This window comes from Pseudomonas sp. NY15364, from assembly GCF_048068235.1.
Taxonomy (GTDB): Bacteria; Pseudomonadota; Gammaproteobacteria; order Pseudomonadales; family Pseudomonadaceae; genus Aquipseudomonas; species Aquipseudomonas mendocina_D.
In genome coordinates this window covers 88,732-114,772 of the sequence record NZ_JBLUPX010000013.1, presented here as the reverse complement: position 1 = coordinate 114,772, position 26,041 = coordinate 88,732, and the positions used below count along the sequence as shown (strand labels likewise).

The window sequence follows — 26,041 nt, the reverse complement described above, 5'->3', positions numbered from 1 at the left end:
CTCCACCATGAATCTGCTGATCGTCACTGCCTGCCCCAATGGACAGGTCACCAGCGTATTGTGTTCGCGCCTCCTGCAAGCTGCTGCCGAGCGCCTGGGTTGGCAAACCCGTGTCGAGGTGCATGACGCCCGTGCGATAGGTGCACCGCTCAGCGAAGCCGAGATTGCCGCTGCCGATTGGGTACTGGTGGTCAAGACCGGTGAGCTGTCGCTGAGCCGCTTCGTCGGCAAGCGCTTGCTGCAGGCCACACCGGCCGAGGCGCTGGCCGACCCGCAGCGTTTTCTGCGGGACGCTGCCGAGCGCGCCCAGCCCCATGCTGAAAGCACCGAGGCGGTGCCCAGTGGTCGTCGCCGCCTGGTCGCGGTCACCGCTTGCCCGACCGGGGTGGCGCATACTTTCATGGCCGCCGAAGCCCTGCAGCAGGCTGCGGCGCGCATGGGCATCGACCTGCAGGTGGAAACCCGCGGTTCGGTCGGTGCGCGCAACCTGCTCGACGATGCTGCCATCGCGGCTGCCGATGCCGTGCTGCTGGCCACTGATATCGAGGTGGACACCAGCCGCTTTGCCGGCAAAAAGGTTTATCGCTGTGGCACCGGGGTGGCGCTAAAGCAGCCGCAGCAGACGCTGGAAAAGGCCTTGAGCGATGCGCGTCCGCTGAGCGAAGCCGCGCCTGCCGAAGGCAATTCTGCCAGTGGTGAGAAATCTGGCCCTTACAAACATTTGCTCACCGGTGTTTCCTACATGCTGCCGATGGTGGTGGCGGGCGGCCTGCTGATCGCCCTGTCGTTCGTATTCGGGATCAAGGCGTATGAGCAGGAGGGCACATTCGCCGCTGCGCTGATGCAGATCGGTGGCGATGCCGCTTTCAAGCTGATGGTGCCGGTGCTGGCCGGCTACATCGCCTATTCCATCGCCGACCGTCCGGGTCTGGCTCCGGGGATGATTGGCGGCCTGCTGGCCAGCTCGCTGGGCGCCGGTTTTATCGGCGGTATCGTCGCTGGCTTTATCGCCGGCTATTCAGCCAAGGCCATTGCCCGCTGGGTGCGCTTGCCGGACAGCCTGGAGGCGCTCAAGCCGATCCTGATCATCCCGTTGCTGGCCAGCCTGATCACCGGCCTGGCGATGATCTATATCGTCGCCAGTCCTGTGGCTGATGTGTTGCAGTCGCTCACCCAGTTCCTCGACAGCATGGGCAGCACCAATGCCATCCTGCTTGGCGCATTGCTCGGCGGCATGATGTGCGTGGATCTCGGTGGGCCGATCAACAAGGCGGCCTATGCTTTCTCGGTCGGTCTGTTGGCGTCGAGCAGCTATGCGCCGATGGCTGCGACCATGGCCGGCGGCATGGTGCCGCCGATCGCCATGGCCATCGCCACTGTGCTGGCACGGCGCAAGTTCGCTCAGAGCGAGCGCCAGGCTGGCAAGGCGGCAGGGGTGCTGGGGTTGTGCTTCATCTCCGAGGGAGCGATTCCATTCGCCGCCAAGGACCCGCTAAGGGTGATCCCGGCCAGCATTGCCGGTGGTGCGCTGACCGGTGCGCTGTCGATGTATTTCGGCTGCAAACTGATGGCGCCGCACGGCGGCCTGTTCGTGCTGCTGATCCCTAACGCCATCAATCATGCGTTGCTGTACCTGCTGGCCATCGTCGCCGGCAGCCTGCTAACCGGCGTGCTTTACGCGTTGATCAAGCAGGGCGAAGCTCAGCCGCTGGCGGTCGAGGCGCGGTAGGCGCACACCGGCGTAGCTCGGTTACACTGGGTTGAACAGCGCCTGGGAAGTAGCAGTCTGTTGCATGAATCATGCGTCGATGTGCATGTTGATCATGACCGGTTCCCTGGCGCAGTCGCCCTCACAAAGAAAGGATCTTTTGTAGATGACTCAAGCTCTCGCCCATCGCTGGCGCTTCTTCCGTGCCGGCGGCTTCGATCAGGTGCAGTTGGAAACTCCCGCCGACCTCGCTGCGTTGCGCAGCCTGGACCAGAAGCTATGGGCCAGCCTGGCCTGCCCAGTGAACAACCTGGAATTGGACCGGCGCATGCTGCAGTACATCGACCTGAACAATGACGGCCGTATCCGTGCGCCGGAGGTTCTCGATGTTGTGGACTGGACGCTGGCGCGACTGACGGATCCTGCGGTCCTGTTCCAGAACGGCCCGCTGCAGCTGTCCTCGCTCACCGACGATGCAGTGGGTGTGCGTCTGCGTTTGGCGGCGCAGCGCTTGCTGGGTGTGCTCGGGCGACCCGATGGCGACAGTCTGACACCGGCCGATACAGCTGATCTGGCGCAACTGTTCCCGCCACACCAGCCCAACGGCGACGGCCTGGTGCCGGCGACCCTGACCGACGACGCCGATCTCAAAGCCGCTATCGCCGATATCATCGCCAGCCTGGGTGCGCAGACGGACCGCAGCGGCGAGCCGGCCATCGGTGTCGAGCAGATCACTGCCTTCTTCGATCAGGCGCGTCAGCTGCATGCCTGGCATGCCCGCGCTGCCGAGCAGGGGCTGGACGCCTTCGGTGAGGGTACGGTGGCGGCGGTCGAAGCATTGAGCGCGGTGCGTGGCAAGATCGACGACTATTTCACCCGCGTGGCCATGGCCGAGTTCGATCCGCGCGCGGCTGCGCTGATGAACGCCCAGGAAGAAGAGCTGGTGCGACTGGGCTCGTTGTCGCTGGCCGATGCCAGCGAGGTGGCCGGGCTGCCTCTGGCCGTGGTGCAGCATGGTGATGAGCTACCGCTGACCAAGGGACTCAACCCCGCCTGGCAGCAAGCCGTCGACGCGTTCCGCCAGCGGGTGGTGGTGCCGGTCTACGGTGAGCAGGACATCCTGTCGCGCGAGCAGTGGCAGCACTTGGTCGCGCTGTGCAGCAACTACCTGGCCTGGCGCGCCGAGACGCCGAAGGTGGCGATTGCCGAGGTGCTGGAGCGCGGGCGTATCCTCGAACTGGTGGAGCAGGGCGCCGAGGCACGCCTGCTGGCGCTGGTGGAAGAAGACAAGACCGTGGCAGAGGCGGCGGATGGCCTGGTCGAGCTGGACAAGCTGATTCGCCTGCGCTATGGCCTGGTCACATTGCTGCGTAACTTCGTGTCCTTCCAGGCCTTCTATTCGCGACACGAGAAAGCCGTTTTCCAGGCCGGTGTGCTGTATATCGACGGCAAGAGTTGCGAGCTTGCGGTGGAAGTGGGCGACGTTGAGGCTCATGCCAAGATTGCAGCGGCCAGCGACTGCTTCCTGCTCTACTGCACCTGTACGCGCCGCGGCGAACCGGTGCGCGGCAAGGAAACGCTGAATATCGTGGTGGCAGTGACCGCTGGTAGCGAGGGCGACCTGCAGGCGGGGCGTCATGGCCTGTTCTATGACCGCGACGGCAACGACTGGGATGCCACTGTGGTCAAGGTGGTACAGAACGCCATCAGCATTCGCGAAGCGTTCTGGTCGCCATATCGTCGGATTTCCAAGCTGGTTTCCGACCAGGTACAGAAGCTGGCTGCCAGCCGCGATGCCGACATGGTCAACAAGACCGCGGCCAAGGTTGGCGAGACCGGCGCTGCGCCCGCGGCGACGCCTGCTCCAGCGTTCGATATCGCCAAGTTCGCCGGTATCTTCGCCGCCATTGGCCTGGCTGTCGGTGCTTTGGGCACTGCGCTGGCAGCGGTGGTCACCGGCATTTTGTCGCTGGCCTGGTGGCAGGTTCCGCTGTTATTTCTCTGCGTGCTGTTGGCCATCTCCGGGCCGGCCATGCTGCTGGCCTGGTTCAAGCTGCGGCGCCGCAGCCTGGGGCCGATCCTCGATGGCAACGGCTGGGCAGTGAATGCCCAGGCGCGCATCAGCATTCCCTTTGGCACCGCGCTGACGCAGATGGCTGAGCTACCCAAGGGAAGCGACCGTGCATTACGCGACCCTTATGCCAACAAGCCGGTGTTGTGGCCCTGGCTGCTGGCGTTGCTGCTGGCCCTTGGCCTTGGCTACTACGCCTGGAGCAACGGCGTGTTCAGCCCGGAGGCGGAGGTGCCGGCCGAAGCGGCTGCGCCTGTTCAGGACGCCGCCGGCTAGAGGGTAATGCCGGGCGTTGAGCCCTTTGTAGGAGTGGCTTCAGCCACGAAAGCTGTTCGCGGCTGAGGCTGCAGGGTTGGAATGTTTAGTCGGCCAGCCATTTGCGTATTGGCGGGTTTCACCCGCCCTACGTTCTCTCTCAGCCAGCCAACAGCTCCGCCACCCAGCGCGGCAATTGCTCGGTGGCCGGGCCATAGCGTGTCTCGGCGAACAGCGAATGGCCCTGGCTCGGTTCCAGGTTGATCTCCAGCGTATGCGCGCCAGCCTGGCGCGCCTGTTCGACGAAGCCCGCCGCCGGGTATACATGGCCCGAGGTGCCGATGCTGACGAACAGCTCGCACTGCTCCAGCGCGTCGTAGATGCGCTCCATGTGATAGGGCATCTCGCCGAACCAGACGATATCCGGGCGCAAGGTGCCGACCAGGCCGCAGCAGGTGCATGACTGCGTGACCGGCATGTCGTCCAGCAGCGGAAAACGCTGCTGGCTATTGCTGCACAGCATCGACTGCAACTCACCGTGCATGTGCAGCAAGCGTTTGGAGCCGGCGCGTTCGTGCAGGTTGTCGACGTTCTGCGTGACCAGCAGAAATTCGCCCTGCCAGGCAGCCTCCAGTTCCGCCAGGGCCAGGTGCCCGGCATTCGGTGCGATGACCGGATCGCGCAACTGCGCGCGGCGCATGTCATAGAAGCGCTGTACCAGTGCCGGATCGCGGGCAAAGCCTTCGGGCGTGGCCACCTCTTCGATGCGGTGGTCTTCCCAGAGGCCGTCAGTGGCGCGGAAGGTGCGGATGCCGCTCTCGGCGGAGATACCGGCGCCGGTGAGAATGACGATATTGGGATGGGGCATGGCGGCTCCGAAGCAGGTGCGTTGCTGCAACTCTAAGCCAATTGCCAATCCGTAGGGTCTGCCGCGCGCACCAGCGCCTTTGCCCAGGTGCGCACGGCGCACCCTGCGGGCGCTCACTTATCCTGTAGGGCGGGTGAAACCCGACGGTTTGGCAATGGCGGATTGCACCAGCCCTACGCGGAGATCATCCCCGTTCGCTCATTGCCGCCAGCGCCACCGAGGCGGCGGCGGTGCGGGTTTCCACGCCGAGCTTCACGTAGACGTGTTCGAGGTGCTTGTTCACGGTGCGTGGGCTGAGGCCGAGGATGTCGCCGATATCGCGGTTGGTCTTGCCGCAGGCGACCCAGCGCAGCACCTGCACCTCGCGCTCGGTGAGTTGGAAGCGCGCTGATAGTTTGGCATGCGCCGGGGCGTCGTCGAGGCTGAGGCTGAGGGGTTTCGACGCAGCACGTGCGGCTTGCAGGATGCGCGCGGTGCGCAGGTGCGAGGCGACGCGGGCGAGCACTTCCTCGGGGTTGATCGGCTTGGTCACGTAGTCGATGCCGCCGGCCTCGAAGCCCTGTACCACGTGCTCGCTGTCGGTCAGGGCGGTCATGAACAGCACGGGGATATCGGCGCTGCTCGGCTCGGCCTTGATCCGTCGGCAGGTCTCGAAACCGTCCAGCCCTGGCATCATCGCGTCGAGCAGGATCAGGTCTGGCCTGCGCCGCTGGATACGCCCCAGCGCGCTGGCGCCGTCCAGCGCCACCAGCACCATGTAGCCGGCATCGTCGAGAGCGTCGGAGAGCAGTGCGAGGTTGTCCGGCGTGTCGTCCACGATGAGGATGATGCCGCGCTCGGCTGACAGGCTGGCGGGCGAGCACGACTCAGACTGGTGGAGCGGCGCATTCATGTTCGGCCTCCTTCAGTTGGCGGTTGAATTCATCGAGCTGGAAGTTCTTCACCAGCAGACGCAGGGTGGCGGTGAAGCTGGCGCAGGCCGGGTCGCGCTGGTCGATGTCGTCCAGGCGTTGCTGGATGCCGCGCACATAGCCCAGGGCGCCCAGTTCACGCAGTGCCTGCAGGTCGTCGCTGCCCGGCAATATCATGGCCTCGGGCGGCGGCAACTGCTCCTGGGTGCGGCGCAGCCAGGTCAGGCTGAGCTGATGCTGGATGCGTTCGAGCAACTGTGGGGTGTACACCGGTTTGGCCAGGTAGTCGTCGCAGGCCGCGGCGATGCTGCGTTCGCGGTCGTCGGTGAAGGCGTTGGCGGAGATGACGATGATCGGCGCCTGGCACTGCGTGTTACGGCGAATAAGGCGACTGGTTTCCCAGCCGTCCATTTGCGGCATGGACAGGTCCATCAGGATCAATGCCGGGTTGTGCAGCGCTACCTGGCGAATCGCCTCCTGGCCGCTGGCGGCCTGAATCACCTCGAAGCCCAGCGGCTCGAGCATGCCGGCGAGCACGCGGCGATGTTCGAGGTGATCGTCCACCACCAGAATCAGACGGCGCTCGCCCTGGTAGCCGGTGATGTCGTGTTCGACGTGCACCACCGCCTGCGGTACGCGCACTTCGGAGAGGAACAGGCGCACCTGAAAGCGCGTGCCCTGGCTGGGTTCGCTGTGCACCGAAAGCTCGCCGCCCATCAACGAGGTGAGCATGCGGGTGATGGTTAGACCGAGGCCGACACCGTTGTCCTGGCGCATCAGGTCGCCGCGTTCGAAGGGCTGGAAGATCCGTTCGATTTGCTCCGCAGCGATGCCGATACCGGTGTCGATGATTTCGAAGGTCGCCGTTTCGCGCATGTAGCCGACGCGCAGGCATACCTCGCCGCGCTCGGTGAAACGCACGGCGTTGCCCAGCAGGTTGATCAGGATCTGCCGCACGCGTTTCTCGTCGCCGCGCACTACTGCTGGCATGCGGCCGATGCATTCGAGGCGAAAGCGCAGGCCTTTCTCGGCCGCCTGCGGGGTGAACATGCGCTCGAGTTGGTCGATGAATTCCGGGAAGGGAATTTCTGCCAGTTCCAGGTGCAGCTTGCCGGCTTCGATCTTGGCCACGTCGAGCAGGCCATCGATCAGCGACAGCAGGTGCGAGCCGCTACGCAGGATGGTCGCCAGGGCATCCTTGTGTCGGTTCGGCATGGCCGCGTCGCGCTGCAGTATCTGGGTGTAGCCGAGGATGCTGTTGAGCGGCGTGCGCAACTCGTGGGACAGCCCGGTGACGTAGCGGCTCTTCGCCGCATTGGCCGATTCGGCGGCCTCCTTGGCCTGCTGCAGGGCTTCGTCGGTCTTGCGGTGGGCTTCGATTTCCTGCATCAGCAGCAGGGTCTGCCGATCCGATTCCTCCTGTGCCACCCGCCGGCTTTCGCGGGTCAGCACCAGCCACCAGGCGAGCATGGCGGCAAATAGCGAGAGGGTCAGGAAGGCTTTGAGGAAGGCCTGGAACAGCGTCTGACGCATTTCCGGTTCCTGCGTCGGCAGGCCCAGCGAGACCTGGCTGTAGATCAGCGCCAACGCGCCGAACAGCATCAGCACCAGCAGGCCCAGCAATCCCAGGTACTGCGCCAGGCGGCTGTGCAGCCGTGGGATGGACGCGCGCGGGAACAGCCAGCCGATGAAGTCATCGAGCTGATCACTCAGGCGGGCTCTGGGTTTGCAGCGATCCTCGCAGCGCGCGTCGAGCGAGCAGCACAACGAGCAGATGGGCGCGCCGTAGGCCGGGCAGTGTGCGGTGTCCGGCTCCTCGAAACGGTTGTTGCACAGGCAGCATTGCACCTGCCCGGCTTCGGTGTAGGGGTAGAGCAGGTGCGGCTGGCGCTCGCGAGCGATGTAGTAGCGCCCGCCAGTGAACCAGGCCAGCAGCGGCGCCAGCAGGAACGCTGAGCCGAGCGCCACGGCCGGCGATGCCGCCTGCGCCAGGGCGCCGAACAGGCCGCCGTGGGCGAGCACCGAGAGCAGCGAGGCGATCAGCATGGCGCCGACGCCCACCGGGTTGATGTCGTAGAGGTGTGCGCGCTTGAATTCGATGTTCTTCGGCGACAGGCCCAGCGGCTTGTTGATCACCAGATCGGCCACCAGTGCGCCGATCCAGGCGATGGCGATATTGGCGTAGAGGCCGAGCACCTCCTCGATCGCCTCGAACACGCCCAACTCCATCAGCATCAGCGCGATGGCCACGTTGAACACCAGCCACACCACGCGGCCAGGGTGGCTGTGGGTGATGCGGGCGAAGAAGTTCGACCAGGCCAGCGAGCCGGCGTAGGCGTTGGTGACGTTGATCTTCACCTGACTGACGATGACGAACAGCACCATGGCCGCCAACGCCCATTGCGACGAGGCGAACACGTAGTTGAAGGCCACCAGGTACATCTGCGTCGGCTCGGCGGCGCGCTCCATGGGGATTTCATGCTGCAGGGCGAGAAAGGCGAGGAAGGCGCCGGCGAGCATCTTCAGCGCGCCGGGGATGATCCAGCCGGGGCCGGCCAGCAGTAGCGCCGTCCACCAGCGCACGCGGTTGGCGCGGGTTTTCTCCGGCAGGAAGCGAAGGTAGTCGACCTGCTCGCCGATCTGAGTGATCAGGGCCAGGGCGACGGTGCAGGCGGCGCCGAAGTGCAGCAGGTTGAAGCTGCCGGGGTCGCCCTCGCGGCCGGCGAAGCTGGTCCAGTCCGATAGTGCTTCGGGGTTCTTGGCGATGACGAACACGTAGGGCAGCACCAGCAGGAACAGCCACACGGGCTGCGTCCACATCTGCAGGCGGTTGATCAGGGTGATGCCGTAGGCCACTAGCGGAATGATGATGATCGAGCAGATCACATAGGCCAGGGCCAACGGGATGTTGAAGTACAGCTCCAGGGCCAGCGCCATGATCGCCGCTTCGAGGGCGAAGAACAGGAAAGTGAAGCTGGCGTAGATCAGCGAGGTGATGGTCGAGCCGATGTAGCCGAAGCCGGCGCCACGGGTCAGCAGGTCCATGTCCAGGCCGGAGCGGGCGGCGTAGTAGCTGATCGGCAGGCCGGTGAGGAAGATCACCAGGCTGACCGCGAGGATCGCCCACAGGGTGTTGGTGAAGCCGTAGGACAGCGCCAGGGCACCGCCGATGGCTTCCAGGGCGAGGAACGACACGGCGCCGAGCGCGGTGTTGGCGATGCGCAGCTCCGACCACTTGCGAAACGACCTGGGCGTGAAGCGCAGGGCGTAATCCTCCATGGTCTCGTCGGCGACCCAGGCGTTGTAGTCGCGGCGAATCTTGATGATGCGCTGGGTGCCGGTTGGTTGCACGGGCGAAGTCCTGCTGGCGTTATCGGGTAAGACCGTCCCTGTCGCGCGTCCCTGTAGGAGCCGGCTTGCCGGCGATCAGCAGGGCTGAAAGGGGCGAATCGCCCGCAAGCGGGCTCCTACGGCACGTTGAAATAGCAACTTCCATGCCCCGGCTCGGCGAGGCCTCTGCCGCGCGCGCGAGCTTCTGTCTGCCTGGTTTTTCTGCGCCCAGCTTGCACCAGGCTGGAGCAGGGCGCTGTACGTCAGATGACGTATGCCCTTACGTCATGCTGCGTATACCCCGCTCGGTGGGGGCAAACGCATCCTAGCTGCGAAGCCGGCGTGGTTCGGCACGAATAACCAGCACAGGAGCACGACCATGGACTCTCAACCGATTCGACTTCTTCCCCGCCGGCTGGCGGTGGGGGCCGCAGCGCTTTCGCTGCTGGCCGCCAGCCTGTTCAGCCATGTGGCCAGCGCCGAGGTGAACACCACCGGCCTGGCGGTGACCGACAGCGAGGTCACGGTCGGCATTCTGCATTCGGCCACCGGCACCATGGCTATTTCCGAAACCGGTTCGATCCAGGCCGAACGTCTGGCTATCGAGCAGATCAACGCCAGTGGCGGTGTGCTCGGCCGGCAGATCAAGGTCATTCAGGAAGATGGGGCTTCCGACTGGCCGACCTTCGCCGAGAAGGCGCGCAAACTGCTGGTCGGTGACAAGGTCGCCACCGTGTTCGGCTGCTGGACGTCGGCCTCGCGCAAGGCGGTGCTGCCGGTGTTCGAGAAGGAAAACGGCCTGCTCTACTACCCGACCTTCTACGAAGGCCTGGAGCAGTCGAAGAACGTCATCTACACCGGCCAGGAAGCTACCCAGCAAATCCTTGCGGGCCTGGACTGGGTCGCCAAGGAGAAGGGCGCCAAGACCTTCTATCTGCTGGGCTCTGACTACATCTGGCCGCGCACCTCGATGAAGATCGCGCGCAAGCACATCGAGAACGTGCTCGGCGGCAAGGTGGTCGGTGAAGAGTACTACCCGCTGGGCAACACCCAGTTCGGCTCGCTGATCAACAAGATCAAGCTGCGCAAGCCTGATGTGGTCTTCGCTGCCGTGGTCGGTGGCTCCAATGTCGCCTTCTACAAGCAGATGAAGGCCGCTGGCGTCACCGCCGACAAGCAGACCCTGCTGACCCTGTCGGTCACCGAAGACGAGCTGCTGGGCATCGGCGGCGAGAACATGGCCGGCTTCTACGCCTCGATGAAGTATTTCCAGAGCCTGGACAACCCGAACAACGCCGCCTTCGTCGAAGCCTTCAAGGCCAAGTACGGCAAGGACGCGGTGATCGGTGACGTGACCCAGGCCGCCTACCTCGGTCCGTGGCTGTGGAAAGCCGCCGTGGAGAAAGCCGGCAGCTTCGACATCGACAAGGTGGTCGCCGCTTCCCCGGGCATCGAGCTGGACACCGCGCCTGAAGGCTACGTCAAGGTGCACGACAACCATCACCTGTGGAGCAAGACCCGCATCGGTGAAGTGCAGAAAGACGGTCAGTTCAAGGTGGTATTCGAGTCCGACCTGATCGAGCCGAACCCCTTCCCGGAAGGCTACCAGTAAGCAACACCCTCTCGTAGGAGCCAGCTTGCTGGCGATCAATGAATCGCCGGCAAGCCGGCCCCTACCGGCTTTTCTCTTTTCTTCTGGAGACCATCGACATGGAATGGCTATCGGAATTCGGCGCCATCGCAGCCATGCAGGGGTTCAACGGCTTGTCCGTGTTCTGCGTGCTGCTGCTGATGGCTCTGGGGCTGGCGATCATCTTCGGCCAGATGGGCGTGATCAACATGGCCCATGGCGAGTTTCTCACCATCGGCGCCTACACCACCTTCGTGGTGTCCTCGCTGACGTCCAGCTACGCACCGGCCTTCGGGCCTTACTACTTCTTTCTCGCGATCATCCTCTCGTTCTTCATCGCCGGCGCCATTGGCTGGCTGGTGGAGTGGGCGATGATCAGCAAGCTCTACCAGCGTCCGCTGGATACCCTGTTGGCCACCTGGGGTCTGTCCCTGGTGATGCAGCAGGGCTTTCGCTCGATCTTCGGCGCGCGGGAAGTCAGCGCCACGCTGCCGGACTGGCTGATGGGTTCGTGGAACCCGACCGAGGCCATCGACATTCCGCGCAACGGCCTGTTCGTCATGGGCCTGACCCTGCTGCTCACCGCGCTGCTGTTTCTGATGATCTATCGCTCGCGCTGGGGCCTGCAGGTGCGCGCGACCATGCAGAACCGGGTGATGGCACGCTCCGTGGGTATCAACACCAAGCGCGTCGACCGCATGACCTTCGCCCTCGGCTGCGGCGTCGCCGGTGTGGCGGGCGCGGCCTTCACCACCATCGGTTCGACCGGGCCGACAGCAGGTTCGCTGTACATCGTCGATACCTTCCTGGTGGTGGTGTTCGGCGGTGCCTCCAGCCTGCTCGGCACCATCGCCTCGGCCTTCAGCATCGCCCAGGCGCAATCGCTGCTGGAGTTTTTCACCAGCGGTTCGATGGCCAAGGTGTTCACCCTGTCCGCCGTGGTGCTGATTCTGATGCTACGTCCGCAGGGGCTGTTCTCGGCCAAGGTGCGCAAATGAACAGTCACTTTCAACCTACTGCGCGCCCCATCTGCGGCGGCGCGCAGTGCTCGCTACGGTTCAACGCGACTTTTTGTATGCAGGGGGATTAACTGATGAAAAACGCATACGAAAGCCTACTCGGCGGCAAGCAGGGCGCCATCGGCCTGGCGCTGCTCGCTGCGCTGATTCTGGTGGTGTTCCCGCTGGTGCTGGATGCCTTCCGCCTGAACATGGTGGGCAAGTACCTGACCTACGCCTTCGTCGCCGTCGGTCTGGTGCTGTGCTGGGGCTATGGCGGCATCCTGAGTCTGGGCCAGGGCATCTTCTTTGGCCTGGGCGGTTACTGCATGGCGATGTTCCTCAAACTCGAGGCATCCGACCCGGAGAGCACCAAGATCCAGTCCACGCCGGGTATCCCGGATTTCATGGACTGGAACCAGATCACCGAACTGCCGCTGTTCTGGGAACCCTTCCACAGCCTGAGCTTTACCTTGATCGCGGTGGTGGCGGTGCCGATGTTGCTGGCCTTGGTGATCGGTATCGCGATGTTCAAGCGCCGCGTTGGTGACGTGTACTTTTCCATCGTCACCCAGGCCATCGCGCTGATTCTCACCGTGCTGATCATCGGTCAGCAGGGGCTCACCGGTGGGGTCAACGGCATCACCGACCTGCGCACGCTCAAGGGCTGGGACATCCGCAGCGACGAGGCCAAGCTGATTCTCTACTTCGTCAGTGCGGTGCTGCTGATCGGCTGCATCCTGATCGCCCGTTTCATCATCGCCTCCAAGCTCGGTCGCCTGCTGTTGGCGATGCGTGACAAGGAAGAGCGGGTGCGCTTCTCCGGTTATGACGTGGCCAGCTTCAAGATCTTCGTGTTCTGCGTCGGCGCGGCTTTCGCCGGTATCGGCGGGGCGATGTTCACCCTGCAGGTGGGCTTCATGTCGCCGAGCTTCGTCGGCATCGTGCCGTCGATCGAAATGGTCATCTTCGCCGCAGTCGGCGGGCGCCTGTCGCTGCTCGGCGCGGTGTACGGCGCGTTGCTGGTCAACTTCGGCAAGACCTACTTCTCCGAAAGCTTCCCCGAGCTGTGGCTGTACCTGATGGGCGGCCTGTTCATCGTCGTGGTCATGTACTTCCCCAATGGCCTGGCGGGGCTGTGGGACAGCCACGGCAAGCGTTGGCTGGCCCGTTTGCAGCGCAAGCCACAGGTGGCCGCTGCGCCAAAGCCCGTTGCCGTTGCCCCCAGCAAGCGCCCAACCCCTGAACTGGAGACCACGCCATGAACAGTCCCGCAGGCTTCCAGGCCGCCAAGCCGGTACTGGCCATCGAGGGGCTGACCGTGTCCTTCGACGGCTTCAAGGCGGTCAACGACCTCAACCTCTACGTCGACCGCAACGAAGTGCATGTGGTGATCGGCCCCAACGGCGCCGGCAAGACCACGGTGCTCGACCTGATCTGCGGCAAGACCAAGGCCACCGCCGGCAGCATCGATTTCGATGGACGCGAGCTGACCAAGATGCGCGAGTTCGACATCGTTCGTGCCGGCGTCGGGCGCAAGTTTCAGAACCCGTCGATCTACGAAAATCTGACGGTGTTCGAGAACCTGGAGATGTCCTACCCGGCCGGGCGCAAGGTGTTCGGCGCGCTGTTCTTCAAGCGCACGCAAGAGGTGATCGAGCGGGTCGAACAGGTGGCGCAGGAAATCATGCTCGGCGATCACCTGCACCGTCAGGCCGACCTGCTCTCGCATGGGCAGAAGCAGTGGCTGGAGATCGGCATGCTGCTGATGCAGGACCCGCAACTGCTGATGCTCGACGAGCCAGTGGCCGGCATGAGCGTCAGCGAGCGAGTAGCCACGGCCGATCTGCTCAACCGCATCAGCCAGGGCCGCTCGGTGCTGGTCATCGAGCACGACATGGAGTTCGTGAAAAGCATCGCCCACCGCGTCACCGTGCTGCACCAAGGCAAGGTGCTGGCCGAGGGCAGCATGGAGGCGGTGCAGAGCAACCCGAAGGTGATCGAGGTGTACCTGGGGCATTGATGGCCATGGCTACGAAACGGTGCGCGCGGCGCACCCTACACCCGGGTATCAGACCCTAGGGTGCGCCGTGCGCACCGTCTATGTTGGAGTGACAAGCATGTTCCAGATCAGCAACCTCGCTTCTGGCTACGGCCAGAGCCAGATCCTCCACGAGCTCAACCTCGACGTGGCGAAGAAAGAAATCGTCGCGGTGATGGGCCGCAACGGCATGGGCAAGACCACCTTGTTCAAGAGCCTGATGGGCATCCTGCCGCAGTGGGGCGGGCAGGTTCGCGTGGACGGCAAGGACGTGTCGAAACTGGAAACCCATCAGCGGGTGGAAAGCGGCATCGCCTACGTGCCGCAGGGGCGGATGATTTTCTCGCACATGACCGTGCTGGAAAATATCCAGACCGGACTGCCGGCCTCCGCCGGGGGCAAGGTGCCGGACGATCTCTATGCGTTGTTCCCGGTGCTGCTCGAGATGCGCCACCGCAAGGGTGGCAACCTTTCCGGTGGGCAGCAGCAACAGTTGGCCATCGCCCGTGCGTTAGCTACCAACCCCAAGGTGCTGCTGCTCGATGAGCCGACCGAGGGCATCCAGCCGTCGATCATCAAGGACATCGCCCGCAGCCTGAAGGAGATCCGCAACATGCGCGACCTGACCATCGTGGTGTCCGAGCAGGTGCTGTCGTTCACCATGGAGATCGCTGACCGCTTCCTGGTCATCGAGAAGGGCAAGTTCGTCGTCGAGGAAACCCGCGACAAGGTCGATGAGGCGAGCATCAGTCGTTATTTGTCGGTGTAGGTTTCCATGCAGTCGACGTAGGAGCGGCTTCAGCCGCGAATCGCTCGCCAATCGCGGCTGAAGCGGAATGCCGCCCAGCGGCTCCTATGAAGGTGCAAACGCTTGGTTTTTACGTTTTACGGCCGCTGTGTTCTCCATGCAGTGGCCGCTTTTTCGCGCCCGCTAAAAATGCCTGAAGCCCTCATGAATACGGACTCCAAGGCATACGTCATCCAACGTATTGGCCGATTCCCCCGCACGTTCGAGACTGGCTCCGTACCCCGGCACAGGCCGGCATTCCTAACAGGTCTTATGGAGCTCAGTCATGACCGATACCCTGATCAAGGTCGACCTCAACCAGGCTGCTACCGATAACGAACAGGTGCATAACCGCTGGCACCCGGACATTCCCATGGCCTGCTGGGTCAACCCGGGCGATGACTTCATTCTCGAGACCTACGACTGGACCGGCGGTGCGATCAAGAACAATGACGACGCCAGCGATGTGCGTGACGTCGACCTGTCCACCGTGCATTACCTGTCCGGCCCGGTAGGCGTGAAAGGCGCTCAGCCGGGCGACCTGCTGATCGTGGAGCTGCTCGATATCGGCGCCAAGCAGGACATGCTCTGGGGCTTCAACGGCTTCTTCTCGAAGAACAACGGTGGTGGTTTTCTCACCGACCATTTCCCCTCGGCGCAGAAGTCGATCTGGGACTTCGAGGGCATGTTCACCAAGAGCCGGCACATTCCCGGCGTGCGTTTCGCCGGTCTGATCCACCCGGGGCTGATCGGCTGCCTGCCGGATCACAAGATGCTCGCCGACTGGAACAAGCGCGAGCAGGCACTGATCGATACCAACCCGACCCGCGTACCGCCGCTGGCCAACCCGCCGTTCGCCAGCACCGCGCACATGGGCAAGATGAAGGGCGAGGCACGCGACCTGGCGGCTGCTACCGGCGCTCGCACCGTGCCGCCGCGTGAGCATGGCGGCAACTGCGATATCAAGGATCTGTCGCGCGGCTCGAAGATCTTCTTCCCGGTTTACGTCGACGGCGCCGGCCTGTCGGTGGGCGACCTACACTTCAGCCAGGGCGACGGCGAGATCACCTTCTGCGGCGCCATCGAGATGGCCGGCTGGGTGCACATGAAGGTCGAGCTGATCAAGGGTGGCATGGCCAAGTACGGCATCAAGAACCCGATCTTCAAGCCCAGCCCGATCGTGCCCACCTACAACAACTACCTGATCTTCGAAGGCATCTCGGTTGATGACGACGGCAAGCAGCACTACCTGGACGTCAACCTGGCCTACAAGCAGGCCTGCCTCAACGCCATCAACTACCTGACCAAGTTCGGCTATTCACCGGCTCAGGGCTATTCGCTGCTCGGCTCGGCGCCGGTGCAGGGGCATATCAGCGGCGTGGTCGACATCCCCAACGCCTGCGCCACGCTGTGGCTGCCGACCGATATCTTCGAGTTCGACATCAACCCCAGCGCCAGCGGCCCGACCAAGTTCCTCGACGGCAGCATCGACCTGCCCATCGCCTACGACAAGTGATGCTCGCGCGCACGGCCACCGTAGGGTGCGCCGTGCGCACCGAATTTATCGAGGTATTGCCATGCCCATCTACGAATATGACTGCCCGAGCTGTGGCGATTTCACCGTGCTGCGGCCGATGGCCGAACGTGACGCCGCCTGCGCGTGCCCCTACTGCGGCGCGCCGACCGAGCGGGTGATCCTCAGTGCGCCTGGCCTGGCCAGCATGGCCGGCAGCCAGCGCCGCGCCCATGAAACCAACGAGCGCAGCGCCCACATGCCGCAAAGCCTCGAGGAGTACAAGGCCAACCGCAAGCACCCAGCCGGCTGCAGTTGCTGCGGCCCGAGCAAACCGGTCGAGCGTACCAAGGCCAACCCCCACGGCCTCAAGGCCAGCCCATCGGCACGGCCGTGGATGATCAGCCACTGAGGCTGTTTATTGGCTCCCCGCCTGCGTGGGGATGACGTGGGTTTTCGCCGTCATTCCCGCGAAGGCGGGAATCCAGTTCGCAGAACGTTCCTGTAGGAGCGGCAGGGCGGCATTGCGCTTCAGCCGCGATAACCAGCGACACAAAGAGCATTTCGCGGCTGAAGCCGCTCCCACAAATCAAGCAGTCAACCAGAGGACATACAGCCATGCGCCACGGCGATATTTCCAGCAGCCCTGACACCGTCGGCGTCGCCGTCGTCAATTACAAGATGCCGCGCCTGCACACCAAGGCCGAAGTGCTCGATAACGCGCGCAAAATCGCCGAGATGATCAAGGGCATGAAGCTCGGCCTGCCCGGCATGGACCTGGTGGTGTTCCCCGAGTACAGCACCATGGGCATCATGTACGACAAGGACGAGATGATGGCCACCGCCGCGACCATCCCCGGCGAGGAAACGGCGATCTTCTCCGCCGCCTGCCGCGAGGCCAAGACCTGGGGCATCTTCTCGCTCACTGGCGAACGCCATGAAGAGCACCCGCACAAGGCGCCGTACAACACGCTCATCCTGATCAACGACCAGGGCGAGATCGTCCAGCGCTACCGCAAGTGCATTCCCTGGTGTCCCATCGAGGGCTGGTATCCGGGCGACCGTACCTACGTCTCCGAAGGCCCCAAGGGCATGAAGATCAGCCTGATCATCTGCGACGACGGCAACTACCCGGAAATCTGGCGCGACTGCGCCATGAAAGGCGCCGAGCTGATCGTGCGCTGCCAGGGCTACATGTACCCGGCCAAGGATCAGCAGGTGCTGATGGCCAAGACCATGGCCTGGGCCAACAACTGCTACGTGGCGGTGGCCAACGCCACCGGCTTCGACGGCGTGTACAGCTACTTCGGCCACTCGGCGCTGATCGGCTTCGATGGCCGCACCCTGGGCGAGTGTGGCGAGGAAGAAATGGGCATCCAGTACGCCCAGCTGTCGGTGTCGCAGATTCGTGATGCACGGGCCAACGACCAGTCGCAGAACCACCTGTTCAAGCTGCTCCATCGCGGCTACACCGGCGTCTACAACTCCGGTGATGGCGACAAGGGCGTGGCTGATTGCCCGTTCGAGTTCTACCGCACCTGGGTGCTGGATGCGCAGAAGGCCCAGGAAGACGTGGAGAAACTCACCCGCTCGACCATCGGCGTGGCTGACTGCCCGGTGGGTGAGTTGCCGCATCCTGGCAAGGAACGCACCGCCGGATGAATACCGTGGGAGGGGCTTTAGCCGCGACAGTCTCTTTCGCAGCTAAAGCCCCTCCCACGTAATTTCAGCAACCCCGTCATCAAATCGAGGCGCTCTATGCCCTTCGCCAACGACCTGATCGACAGCAACCGTGAGCGCCTGGAGCAGCAGGGCGTTACCCGGCTGCAATCACGCTTTCTCTTCGAGCCTGCTACCGTGATGGCCTTGCTGCGTTCGCGGATCATCGGCCAGGACGCAGTGCTGGCGCAGGTCGAGGCCATGCTCAAGGTGGTCAAGGCCGATATCGGCGAGCGCGAGCGACCACTGGCGGTCAACCTGTTCATGGGCCCGACTGGTGTCGGCAAGACCGAGATCGTGCGCCTGCTGGCGCAGGCCATCCATGGTCGTACCGATGCCCTGTGCCGCATCGACATGCACACCCTGGCCCAGGAGCACTACGCCGCGGCCCTGACCGGTGCGCCGCCCGGTTACGTTGGCAGCAAGGAGGGCACCACGCTATTCGATGCCGAAGCCATCGCTGGCAGTTTCGGCAGGCCCGGCATCGTGCTGTTCGACGAGCTGGAGAAGGCCAGCCCGGAAGTGCTACGCAGCCTGCTCGGCATTCTTGAACATGGCCGCCTGACGTTGACTGCCGGCAGCCGTACCCTGGATTTCCGCAATAGCCTGATCTTCATGACCAGCAACGTCGGTGCGCAGCAGGCGCAGCGCTACCGCGAGCGCTTCGCTCGTGGTTGGCGACGCTGGCTGGGGCTTGCGCCCAAGGGCGAGGGTGCATTGCTGGAGCAGGTGCTGCACGAGCGTTTCGAGCCGGAATGGCTCAATCGCCTCGACCGCATTCTGGTGTTCGAGCGTGTCGACGAGCAGTGGCTCGATGCCTTGCTGAATATCGAACTGGACAAGCTCAATCAGCGCCTGGGCCGTCAGGGCCGCTCCTTACAGGTGGAGCAGAGTGCTCGCACGTGGCTGTGTCGTGAACATGACGTGCGTTTCGGCGCTCGCGCGCTGGCGCGTCGTATCCGCACCGAGCTGGAGCCGGCAATTGCTGAACGGCTATTGGCGCAACCGGATCTGCTCCGCTTGTCCTGCACAGCTAAAGATGGCCACCTGTTGATCAATTAGCAGCCGGTTCTTCTACACTCTGTAGAGCGTTGGGTGGCGACATGTCCAGCATACGGCTTTGCAAGTGCAGCCTTACTCGCAGAATCGCTGAACTCTCTCCCTCACTTCGCATCCACAGATCACGGCCCCGACCTCCGGGGGCAGCGTTTCGGGGAGCGAGCAATGACAGGCAACAACAAGGCGCAGCTCCTGCGCGTCAAGCTTACGGTTTGGGCGACAGTCGTTCTGGGCGCGCTGCTGGCGCTCGGTGGCGCTTATCTGCTGTGGCTGGGCGGTTCCTGGTACTACCTGCTGGCTGGCCTCGGCCTGTTGTTGGTGGGCGTGCTGATTCATCGCCGTCAGCGCGCGGCGCTGTGGCTGTATGCCCTGGTGCTGCTGGCGAGCCTGGCCTGGACGGTCTTCGAGGTGGGTTTCGATTGGTGGCAGATAGCGCCGCGCATCGACCTGTGGTGCGTGCTCGGCCTGTGGCTACTGCTGCCATGGATCAACCGGCATATCGCGCCTGGGCAGCCCTGGCGTGACGGTGCCAGCGTGATGCTGGGTATAGGCCTGCTGCTTGGAGCCGGCATGGCGGTCTATTCGTTGACGCAGGACTACCATCGACTGCCCGGCCGCTTCGACGAGCCGCGCATGGCCGCTGCAGGTGCGTCGACAGCCAGTCGTTCGGCCAGCGAATGGACTGCCTACGGCGGCTCGTCGCGTGGCGAGCGCTATGCCAGTGCCGAGCAGATCACCACGGCCAACGTCGGGCGGCTGAAGAAAGCCTGGGAGTTCCACACGGGGGATCTGCCCGGTGAGGGCGACCCCGGCGAGATTACCAATCAGGTGACGCCGCTCAAGGTCGGTGACAACCTGTTCATCTGCACGCCGCACAGCATCGCCATCGCGGTGGATGCCGACACCGGCGAGGAGCGCTGGCGCTTCGACCCGGCCATCAACCGTCAGGCCGAGTACTACCAGCACATGACCTGTCGTGGTCTGGCTTACCACGATGCGACAGCCTATCGCGGCCCACTGATTGCCGCCCGAGATGGCGCGGCGCCGGAGCCTTCACCAGCGGCAACGGCGCGCTGCACCCAGCGACTGTTCCTGCCTACCAACGATGCCACGCTGTACGCGCTTGATGTGCATGACGGCAAGCCGTGCGAGGACTTTGGCGAGGCCGGCATGGTCGACCTCAAGGTTGGCCTGGGCGATGACGCGCTGGGTGTCTACCTGCCTACCTCGCCGCCGGTGGTCACCGAGAAACTGGTCATCGTCGGCGGCTCGGTGACCGACAACGGCTCGGTGGATTCGCCGGGTGGGGTGATCCGTGCCTACGACGTACGCACCGGCGCGCTGGTGTGGAACTTCGATCCTGGCCGTCCCGATGCCACCGAACCGCTGCCGGCCGGTGAGACCTACGTGCGCAGCACGCCAAATTCCTGGACCATCGCCACGGCGGACGAGGCACTGGGCCTGGTATACATCCCCATGGGCAACCAGACGCCAGATCAGTGGGGTGTGCAGCGCGGCGCCGAGGCCGAACGTTTCACCGCGGCGCTGGTGGCGCTGGACCTGGAGACCGGCAAGGTGCGTTGGGAATTCCGCACCGTGCATCATGACCTCTGGGATCGCGACCTGCCGTCTCAGCCCACCCTGGTGGATATCGAAGGCGCTGATGGGCCGGTGCCGGCGATCATCCAGCCGACCAAGCGCGGCGACCTCTATGTGCTTGACCGGCGCAGCGGCGAACCCATCGTGCCGGTCAGCGAGCATCCAGTGCCGCAGGGTACGGTGGAGGGCGACTTCACCGCGCCGACCCAGCCGGCATCAAAACTCAGCTATGCCCCCGAGGAGCCGCTGCACGAGCGCGACATGTGGGGTGGTACGCCGTTCGACCAGTTGATCTGTCGCATCCAGTTCCACCGCCTGCGTTACGAGGGCGACTTCACTCCGCCATCGGAGCAGGGATCGTTGATCTACCCGGGCAACGTCGGCGTGTTCAACTGGCCATCGGTGGCGGTCGACCCGCAGCGGCAGATTCTCTTCGGCGCGCCTAATTACCTTGCGTTCGTGTCGCGTCTGGTCAAACGCGAGGAGGCGCAGGATGTTCGTTATGGCAGTGGCGAAACCGGTCTGCAACCCAATCGTGGCGCGCCTTACATGGTCAGCCTGAAACCGTTTCTTTCGGTCTTCGGTCTGCCTTGCCAGGCGCCGCCATGGGGCACTGTCACGGCGGTGGACCTGCGCAGCATGGACAAGGTCTGGCAGCGCAAGAATGGCACTAGCCGCGACAGTGCCCCCTTGGGCATTCCCCTGACCGTCGGCGTGCCGAACCTCGGCGGCCCGTTGGTCACTGCTGGTGGTCTGGGCTTTCTAAGCGGCACGCTGGACTACTACCTGCGCGCCTACGACATGCGCACCGGCGAGGAGTTATGGAAGGACAGGCTGCCGGCCGGCGGCCAGGCCACGCCTATCAGCTACGTGTCGGAGAAGACCGGCAAGCAATATGTGGTGGTAATGGCCGGTGGGCACGGCTCGTTCGGTACGCGCCTGGGCGACTCGCTGGTGGCCTGGACGCTGGAGGAGGATGAGTAAATAGCACAAGGCCCGCAGAGCGGGCCTTGTTCGATGGATCAGTGATGCTCGCGCGTCGCGCGGAATTTCACCTCCGGCCAACGCTCTTCCATCAGGCTGAGGTTGACGCGGGTCGGGGCCAGGTAGGTGAGGTGGCCACCGCCGTCGACGGCGAGGTTCTCATAGGCCTTGTCCTTGAACTCCTTGAGCTTCTTCTCGTCGCTGCATTCGATCCATCGCGCCGACCAGACGTTGATCGCCTCGTAGGCGCACTCCACCTTGTATTCCTCCTTCAGGCGGCTGGCGACCACGTCGAACTGCAGCACACCAACTGCGCCGAGGATGATGTCGTTGTTGCGTTCGGGGAAGAACACCTGGGTGGCGCCTTCCTCGGCCAGTTCCTGCAGGCCCTGGCGCAGCTGCTTGGATTTCAGCGGATCTTTCAGGCGCACGCGACGGAACAGTTCCGGGGCGAAGTGCGGGATGCCGGTGAAGCCCAGGTTCTCGCCTTCGGTGAAGGTGTCGCCGATCTGGATGGTGCCGTGGTTGTGCAGACCGATGATGTCGCCGGCGTAGGCTTCTTCCAGGTGCTCACGCTCGCTGGAGAAGAAGGTCAGCGCGTCGCCAACGCGCACGTCCTTGCCCAGGCGCGCGTGGCGCATCTTCATGCCTTGGGTGTACTTGCCCGAGCAGATGCGCATAAAGGCAATCCTGTCCCTATGCTTCGGATCCATGTTCGCCTGGATCTTGAACACGAAGCCGGAGAATTTCTCCTCGGTCGGCTCCACATTGCGCTCGTTGGCGGCGCGCGGCAGCGGACGCGGCGCCCAGTCGACCACGGCGTCGAGTACGTGGTCGACGCCGAAGTTGCCCAGCGCGGTGCCGAAGAACACCGGGGTCATTTCGCCCTTGAGGAAGGCGTCGGGCTCGAACGCGTGGCAGGCGCCCTGCACCAGCTCCAGCTCCTCGACGAAGCGCTCGTACATGTCACCCAGGTGGTCGCGGGCTTCGTCCGAATCCAGCTTCTGGATGATCTTGGCTTCGGTGCGCTCGTGGCCATGGCCCGGGGTGTAGACCACGATGTAGTCGCCGCTCAGGTGGTAAACGCCCTTGAAGTCCTTGTAGCAGCCAATTGGCCAGGTGATGGGCGCCGCCTTGATCTTCAGCACCGCTTCGATCTCGTCGAGCAGCTCAATGGGGTCGCGGATGTCGCGGTCGAGCTTGTTGATGAAGCTGACGATGGGCGTATCACGCAGGCGGCACACGTCCATCAGGGCGATGGTACGTGGCTCGACGCCCTTGCCGCCGTCGAGCACCATCAGCGCGCTGTCCACTGCGGTCAGGGTGCGGTAGGTGTCCTCGGAGAAGTCTTCGTGGCCGGGGGTGTCGAGCAGGTTGATGATGTGCTCGCGGTAGGGGAACTGCATCACCGAGGTGGTGATGGAGATGCCGCGCTGCTTCTCCATCTCCATCCAGTCGGAGGTGGCATGGCGGTCGGATTTACGCGACTTCACGGTGCCGGCCACTTCGATGGCCTTGCCCATCAGCAGCAGCTTCTCGGTGATGGTGGTCTTACCGGCGTCCGGGTGGGAAATGATGGCGAAGGTACGGCGCTTGGCGACTTCGGCGGCCTGGGTGGTCATGAATATATGCCTGGATGGAGTCGTTGAGGGTGCCTTGGCACCCGTAAAGCGCGGGATTATACCGATAACTGCCGGCTCTGGCGGAGAGCGGCCATCGGTTTCAGGCTGTTCGGTAAGTGCTGCGGCCGGGCCTTGTTGCCGATGCGTAAATATCGCGCAAAGTAATGGTTATGAAAATTATTCCCATATAGAGTGGCCGCCCGTCGCAGTGGGTGAGGGTGGCTCCGTCGTGTTCAAGAAAATCATCTTCCAGTTGCACTGGTTCTTCGGTATCAGCGCCGGCCTGGTGCTGGCCGTCATGGGCATAACCGGTGCCCTTTACAGTTTCGAGGGCGAGATCACCCGCGCGCTTAACGCCGAGCGTTGGCAGATTCAGCCCAGCGCACAAGGCCCTCTCACCCCTGGCGAGCTGGCTGCGAAGATCGAGGCCGCTACCTCTGATCGTGTAACTGCGTTGTGGTTCGACGGTCGCCATGACGGGCCTGGCACGGCTTTTCTTATGCCACCGCCGGGCGAGCGCCGCGGGCCGCGTATCCCTTTCGACCCCTACACCGGGGAGGTGCTGGCCGAACCCATTGGTCAGGATTTCTTCCACCTGATGCTGATGCTGCACCGCTTTCTGTCGATGGGCGAGGTGGGCAAGCAGATCACCGCTGCCAGTACGGTGGCGCTGATTTTCTTCTGCTTGTCCGGCCTCTATCTGCGTTGGCCGCGCCAGGCCTTGAGCTGGCGTACCTGGTTGACGCTGGACTGGAAGAAGAAGGGGCGTAGCTTCAACTGGGATCTGCACGCTGTCGCCGGCACCTGGGCGCTGCTGTTTTATCTCTGCGCCGGGCTCACCGGTTTGTATTGGTCTTATGACTGGTATCGCGAGGGGCTGACGCGCCTGCTTTCCGACACACCGCCCGAACAGCGTGGTGAGCGTGGCCGTGGCGGTCGCCAGGCGCCCAATGGCCCTGCCCCCGAAGTCGACTACGACGCCGTCTGGCAGAGCATCCAGCAAGCCGCCGGGCCCAAGCTGGTGGCCTGGAACCTGCGCCTGCCGCCAGTGGCGGGGCAGCCGGCGACGGTTTTCTACATACTCGATGGCGCCGAGCATGTGCGCGCCTTCAACCAGTTGCAGCTCGACCCGCAAAGCGGCGCAGTTAGCCAGCATGAGCGCTACACCGAGAAGAGCTTCAAGGCGCAACTGCTGGCCAGCGTCTACGCCCTGCATGTGGGCGAGTACTTCGGCATGCCCGGGCGCATCCTGATGATGCTGGCCACGGCGGCCATGCCGCTGTTTTTCATCACCGGCTGGCTGCTGTACCTGGACCGCCGACGCAAAAAGCGCGCGGCCCAGGCGGCGCGCGGTACGCTGAAAACGGATAACTCGGCTGAAGGCTGGCTGGTGGGGTTTGCCAGCCAGAGCGGCTTCGCCGAGCAACTGGCCTGGCAGAGCGCCGGGCAGTTGCAGGCCGCCGGTATCCCGGTGCGGGTCGAGCCGCTCTCGCGCCTCGACGCTGACAGCCTGAGCCGCGCGCAGAAGGCGCTGTTCGTGGTCAGCACCTTTGGTGATGGCGAGGCGCCGGACGCTGCGCAGGGCTTCGAGCGCAAGGTGCTGGGTGGTTCGCTGCCGCTGGGGCAGTTGAGCTATGCCGTGCTGGCGCTGGGGGATCGGCAGTACGAGCATTTCTGCGGATTCGCCCGCCGCATCAACGACTGGCTGGGGTTGCAGGGTGCGCATCGCCTGTTCGACAGCGTTGAGGTCGACGGCGACGACCAGGCCGCGCTGCAGCGTTGGCAGCAGCAACTGAGCGAGCTTACCGGTGCTGCGCCGATTCGCTTCGAGGACGCGCCGTGGCAGAACTGGCCGTTGGCCGAGCGGCGTCTGCTCAATCCAGGCAGTCAGGGTGCTGCGGTGTTCTTAATCGGCCTCACGCCGCCCGCACAGGGTACTTGGCAAGCTGGCGATATCCTGGAGATTCGCCCGCGCCATGCGCATGAGCGGGTGCAAGCCTGGCTGCAGCACTCCGGTTTCGGCGGCTGTGAGCCGGTAGTGCTTGATGGCCAGACGACGAGCCTGAGCGAGGCCTTGGCCGAACGGCAATTGCCGGACAGCTTCGCTCACCTGGTTGGCTTGCACGCTCAGGCGTTGATCGATGCGCTGGTGCCGCTGGGCACACGGGAATATTCCATCGCCTCGGTCGCCGCCGATGGCGTGCTGCAACTGATCGTGCGTCAGGCCGTGCAAGCTGACGGCAGTCTGGGCCTTGGCTCCGGCTGGCTGACCGAGCACCTGCCCGAGGGCGGTCAGGTGCTGGCGCGGGTACGACGCAATAGCAGCTTCCACCTGCCTGAGGATGACCGCCCGTTGATCCTGATCGGTAACGGCACCGGCCTGGCCGGCCTGCGTTCGCTGCTGCGCGCACGCGCACTGGCTGGGCAAGGGCGCAACTGGCTGCTGTTCGGCGAGCGCAACCGCGCCTGCGATTTCTTCTGTGGTGACGAGTTGCAGGCGGCGCTGGCGGTAGGTGAGCTGCAGCATCTGGATCTGGTGTTCTCCCGCGATCAGGCCGACAAGCGCTACGTGCAGGACCTGCTGCGCGAACAGCGTGCACGTTTACGCGCCTGGCTGGCCGAGGGCGCGGCGATCTACGTCTGCGGCAGCCTGCAGGGTATGGCCGGTGGTGTCGACAGGGTATTGCGCGAGCTGCTGGGCGATGAAGCGCTACAGGCATTGCTTGAGGAAGGCCGTTATCGCCGTGACGTGTACTGAGTGGACGAGCGGGCGGTGCAAACCGCTCGCTCAAAGGTGCTGCAATGGCACTGAAACATGGCTGCGGCAAACTGGCTGAAAGCCCCGCCTGTTCAGCATTTCAGGGCGTTTTGTGTGATATCCGGAACGAGCTGAAATTAGGCAGAATTTCCGGTTGATCTGCGGGGCGCATGGTCTTAAAGTCCGCG

General features: G+C 63.9%; 17 protein-coding genes. 13 read left to right on the top strand and 4 right to left on the bottom strand.

What is annotated here, in order from left to right; genetic code table 11:
* Positions 1-7 precede the first annotated feature (7 nt).
* Both ACNFCJ_RS13295 and ACNFCJ_RS13290 read left to right on the top strand, forming a co-directional pair.
* Positions 8-1,729 (top strand): fructose-specific PTS transporter subunit EIIC, encoded by a 1,722-nt coding sequence (locus ACNFCJ_RS13295; protein WP_416771801.1) that lies wholly within the window; start codon positions 8-10, stop codon positions 1,727-1,729.
* Positions 1,730-1,874: 145 nt separating this feature from the next.
* Positions 1,875-4,055 (top strand): hypothetical protein, encoded by a 2,181-nt coding sequence (locus tag ACNFCJ_RS13290; protein WP_416771799.1) that lies wholly within the window; start codon positions 1,875-1,877, stop codon positions 4,053-4,055.
* 139 nt (positions 4,056-4,194) lie between these two features.
* Here the strand turns inward: ACNFCJ_RS13290 and cobB are convergent, their stop codons facing one another.
* The 3 genes from cobB to ACNFCJ_RS13275 all read right to left on the bottom strand — a co-directional run bounded on the left by cobB (position 4,195) and on the right by ACNFCJ_RS13275 (position 9,164).
* A complete protein-coding gene (gene cobB / locus ACNFCJ_RS13285) occupies positions 4,195-4,902 on the bottom strand; it encodes a Sir2 family NAD+-dependent deacetylase (protein ID WP_416771798.1) in 708 nt (235 codons plus the stop codon).
* Positions 4,903-5,086: 184 nt separating this feature from the next.
* Complete coding sequence (locus ACNFCJ_RS13280) at positions 5,087-5,794, bottom strand: response regulator (RefSeq protein WP_416771796.1); 708 nt, start codon at positions 5,792-5,794, stop codon at positions 5,087-5,089.
* The gene (locus ACNFCJ_RS13275) at positions 5,769-9,164 is read right to left on the bottom strand and encodes an ATP-binding protein (protein ID WP_416771795.1); all 3,396 of its coding nucleotides are present in this window, start codon (positions 9,162-9,164) and stop codon (positions 5,769-5,771) included. Before ACNFCJ_RS13275 ends, ACNFCJ_RS13280 begins: the two co-directional genes overlap by 26 nt.
* Positions 9,165-9,522: 358 nt before the next feature.
* Between ACNFCJ_RS13275 and urtA the strand changes: the two genes are divergently transcribed.
* The 10 genes from urtA (at position 9,523) to ACNFCJ_RS13225 (ending at position 21,473) form a co-directional block, all read left to right on the top strand.
* Positions 9,523-10,755 carry an urea ABC transporter substrate-binding protein gene (urtA, locus tag ACNFCJ_RS13270; RefSeq protein ID WP_045734074.1) on the top strand — a complete coding sequence of 411 codons (1,233 nt, stop codon included), beginning with the start codon at positions 9,523-9,525 and terminating at the stop codon, positions 10,753-10,755.
* A gap of 98 nt (positions 10,756-10,853) precedes the next feature.
* Positions 10,854-11,771: an urea ABC transporter permease subunit UrtB gene (gene urtB, locus ACNFCJ_RS13265; protein WP_021488012.1), complete on the top strand. Its 918-nt coding sequence runs from the start codon at positions 10,854-10,856 to the stop codon at positions 11,769-11,771.
* 95 nt (positions 11,772-11,866) lie between these two features.
* On the top strand, positions 11,867-13,036 hold the full coding sequence (gene urtC, locus ACNFCJ_RS13260; protein ID WP_416771792.1) for an urea ABC transporter permease subunit UrtC: 1,170 nt from the start codon (positions 11,867-11,869) through the stop codon (positions 13,034-13,036).
* Positions 13,033-13,794, top strand: a complete 762-nt coding sequence (gene urtD / locus ACNFCJ_RS13255) for an urea ABC transporter ATP-binding protein UrtD (protein WP_017678853.1) — start codon at positions 13,033-13,035, stop codon at positions 13,792-13,794. The genes urtC and urtD overlap by 4 nt, the downstream gene beginning before the upstream one ends.
* A gap of 97 nt (positions 13,795-13,891) precedes the next feature.
* A complete protein-coding gene (gene urtE / locus ACNFCJ_RS13250; protein WP_072423130.1) occupies positions 13,892-14,581 on the top strand; it encodes an urea ABC transporter ATP-binding subunit UrtE in 690 nt (229 codons plus the stop codon).
* 304 nt (positions 14,582-14,885) lie between these two features.
* Complete coding sequence (fmdA, locus tag ACNFCJ_RS13245) at positions 14,886-16,115, top strand: formamidase (RefSeq protein ID WP_017678855.1); 1,230 nt, start codon at positions 14,886-14,888, stop codon at positions 16,113-16,115.
* Positions 16,116-16,176: 61 nt separating this feature from the next.
* Positions 16,177-16,524: an FmdB family zinc ribbon protein gene (locus ACNFCJ_RS13240; protein WP_416771790.1), complete on the top strand. Its 348-nt coding sequence runs from the start codon at positions 16,177-16,179 to the stop codon at positions 16,522-16,524.
* A 206-nt stretch (positions 16,525-16,730) separates the two neighbouring features.
* Entirely contained in the window at positions 16,731-17,774 is a 1,044-nt protein-coding gene (locus ACNFCJ_RS13235; RefSeq protein ID WP_414209092.1) for an aliphatic amidase, read from the top strand.
* A 96-nt stretch (positions 17,775-17,870) separates the two neighbouring features.
* Positions 17,871-18,893 (top strand): AAA family ATPase, encoded by a 1,023-nt coding sequence (locus ACNFCJ_RS13230; RefSeq protein ID WP_416771787.1) that lies wholly within the window; start codon positions 17,871-17,873, stop codon positions 18,891-18,893.
* Positions 18,894-19,055: 162 nt separating this feature from the next.
* The gene (locus ACNFCJ_RS13225; protein WP_416771785.1) at positions 19,056-21,473 is read left to right on the top strand and encodes a membrane-bound PQQ-dependent dehydrogenase, glucose/quinate/shikimate family; all 2,418 of its coding nucleotides are present in this window, start codon (positions 19,056-19,058) and stop codon (positions 21,471-21,473) included.
* A gap of 38 nt (positions 21,474-21,511) precedes the next feature.
* Here ACNFCJ_RS13225 and ACNFCJ_RS13220 read toward each other — a convergent pair whose 3' ends face one another.
* Complete coding sequence (locus ACNFCJ_RS13220; protein WP_416771783.1) at positions 21,512-23,095, bottom strand: peptide chain release factor 3; 1,584 nt, start codon at positions 23,093-23,095, stop codon at positions 21,512-21,514.
* 229 nt (positions 23,096-23,324) lie between these two features.
* On the opposite strand from ACNFCJ_RS13220, the gene ACNFCJ_RS13215 reads away from it, so the two are divergent.
* Positions 23,325-25,853: a PepSY domain-containing protein gene (locus ACNFCJ_RS13215; RefSeq protein ID WP_416771781.1), complete on the top strand. Its 2,529-nt coding sequence runs from the start codon at positions 23,325-23,327 to the stop codon at positions 25,851-25,853.
* Positions 25,854-26,041 lie beyond the last annotated feature (188 nt).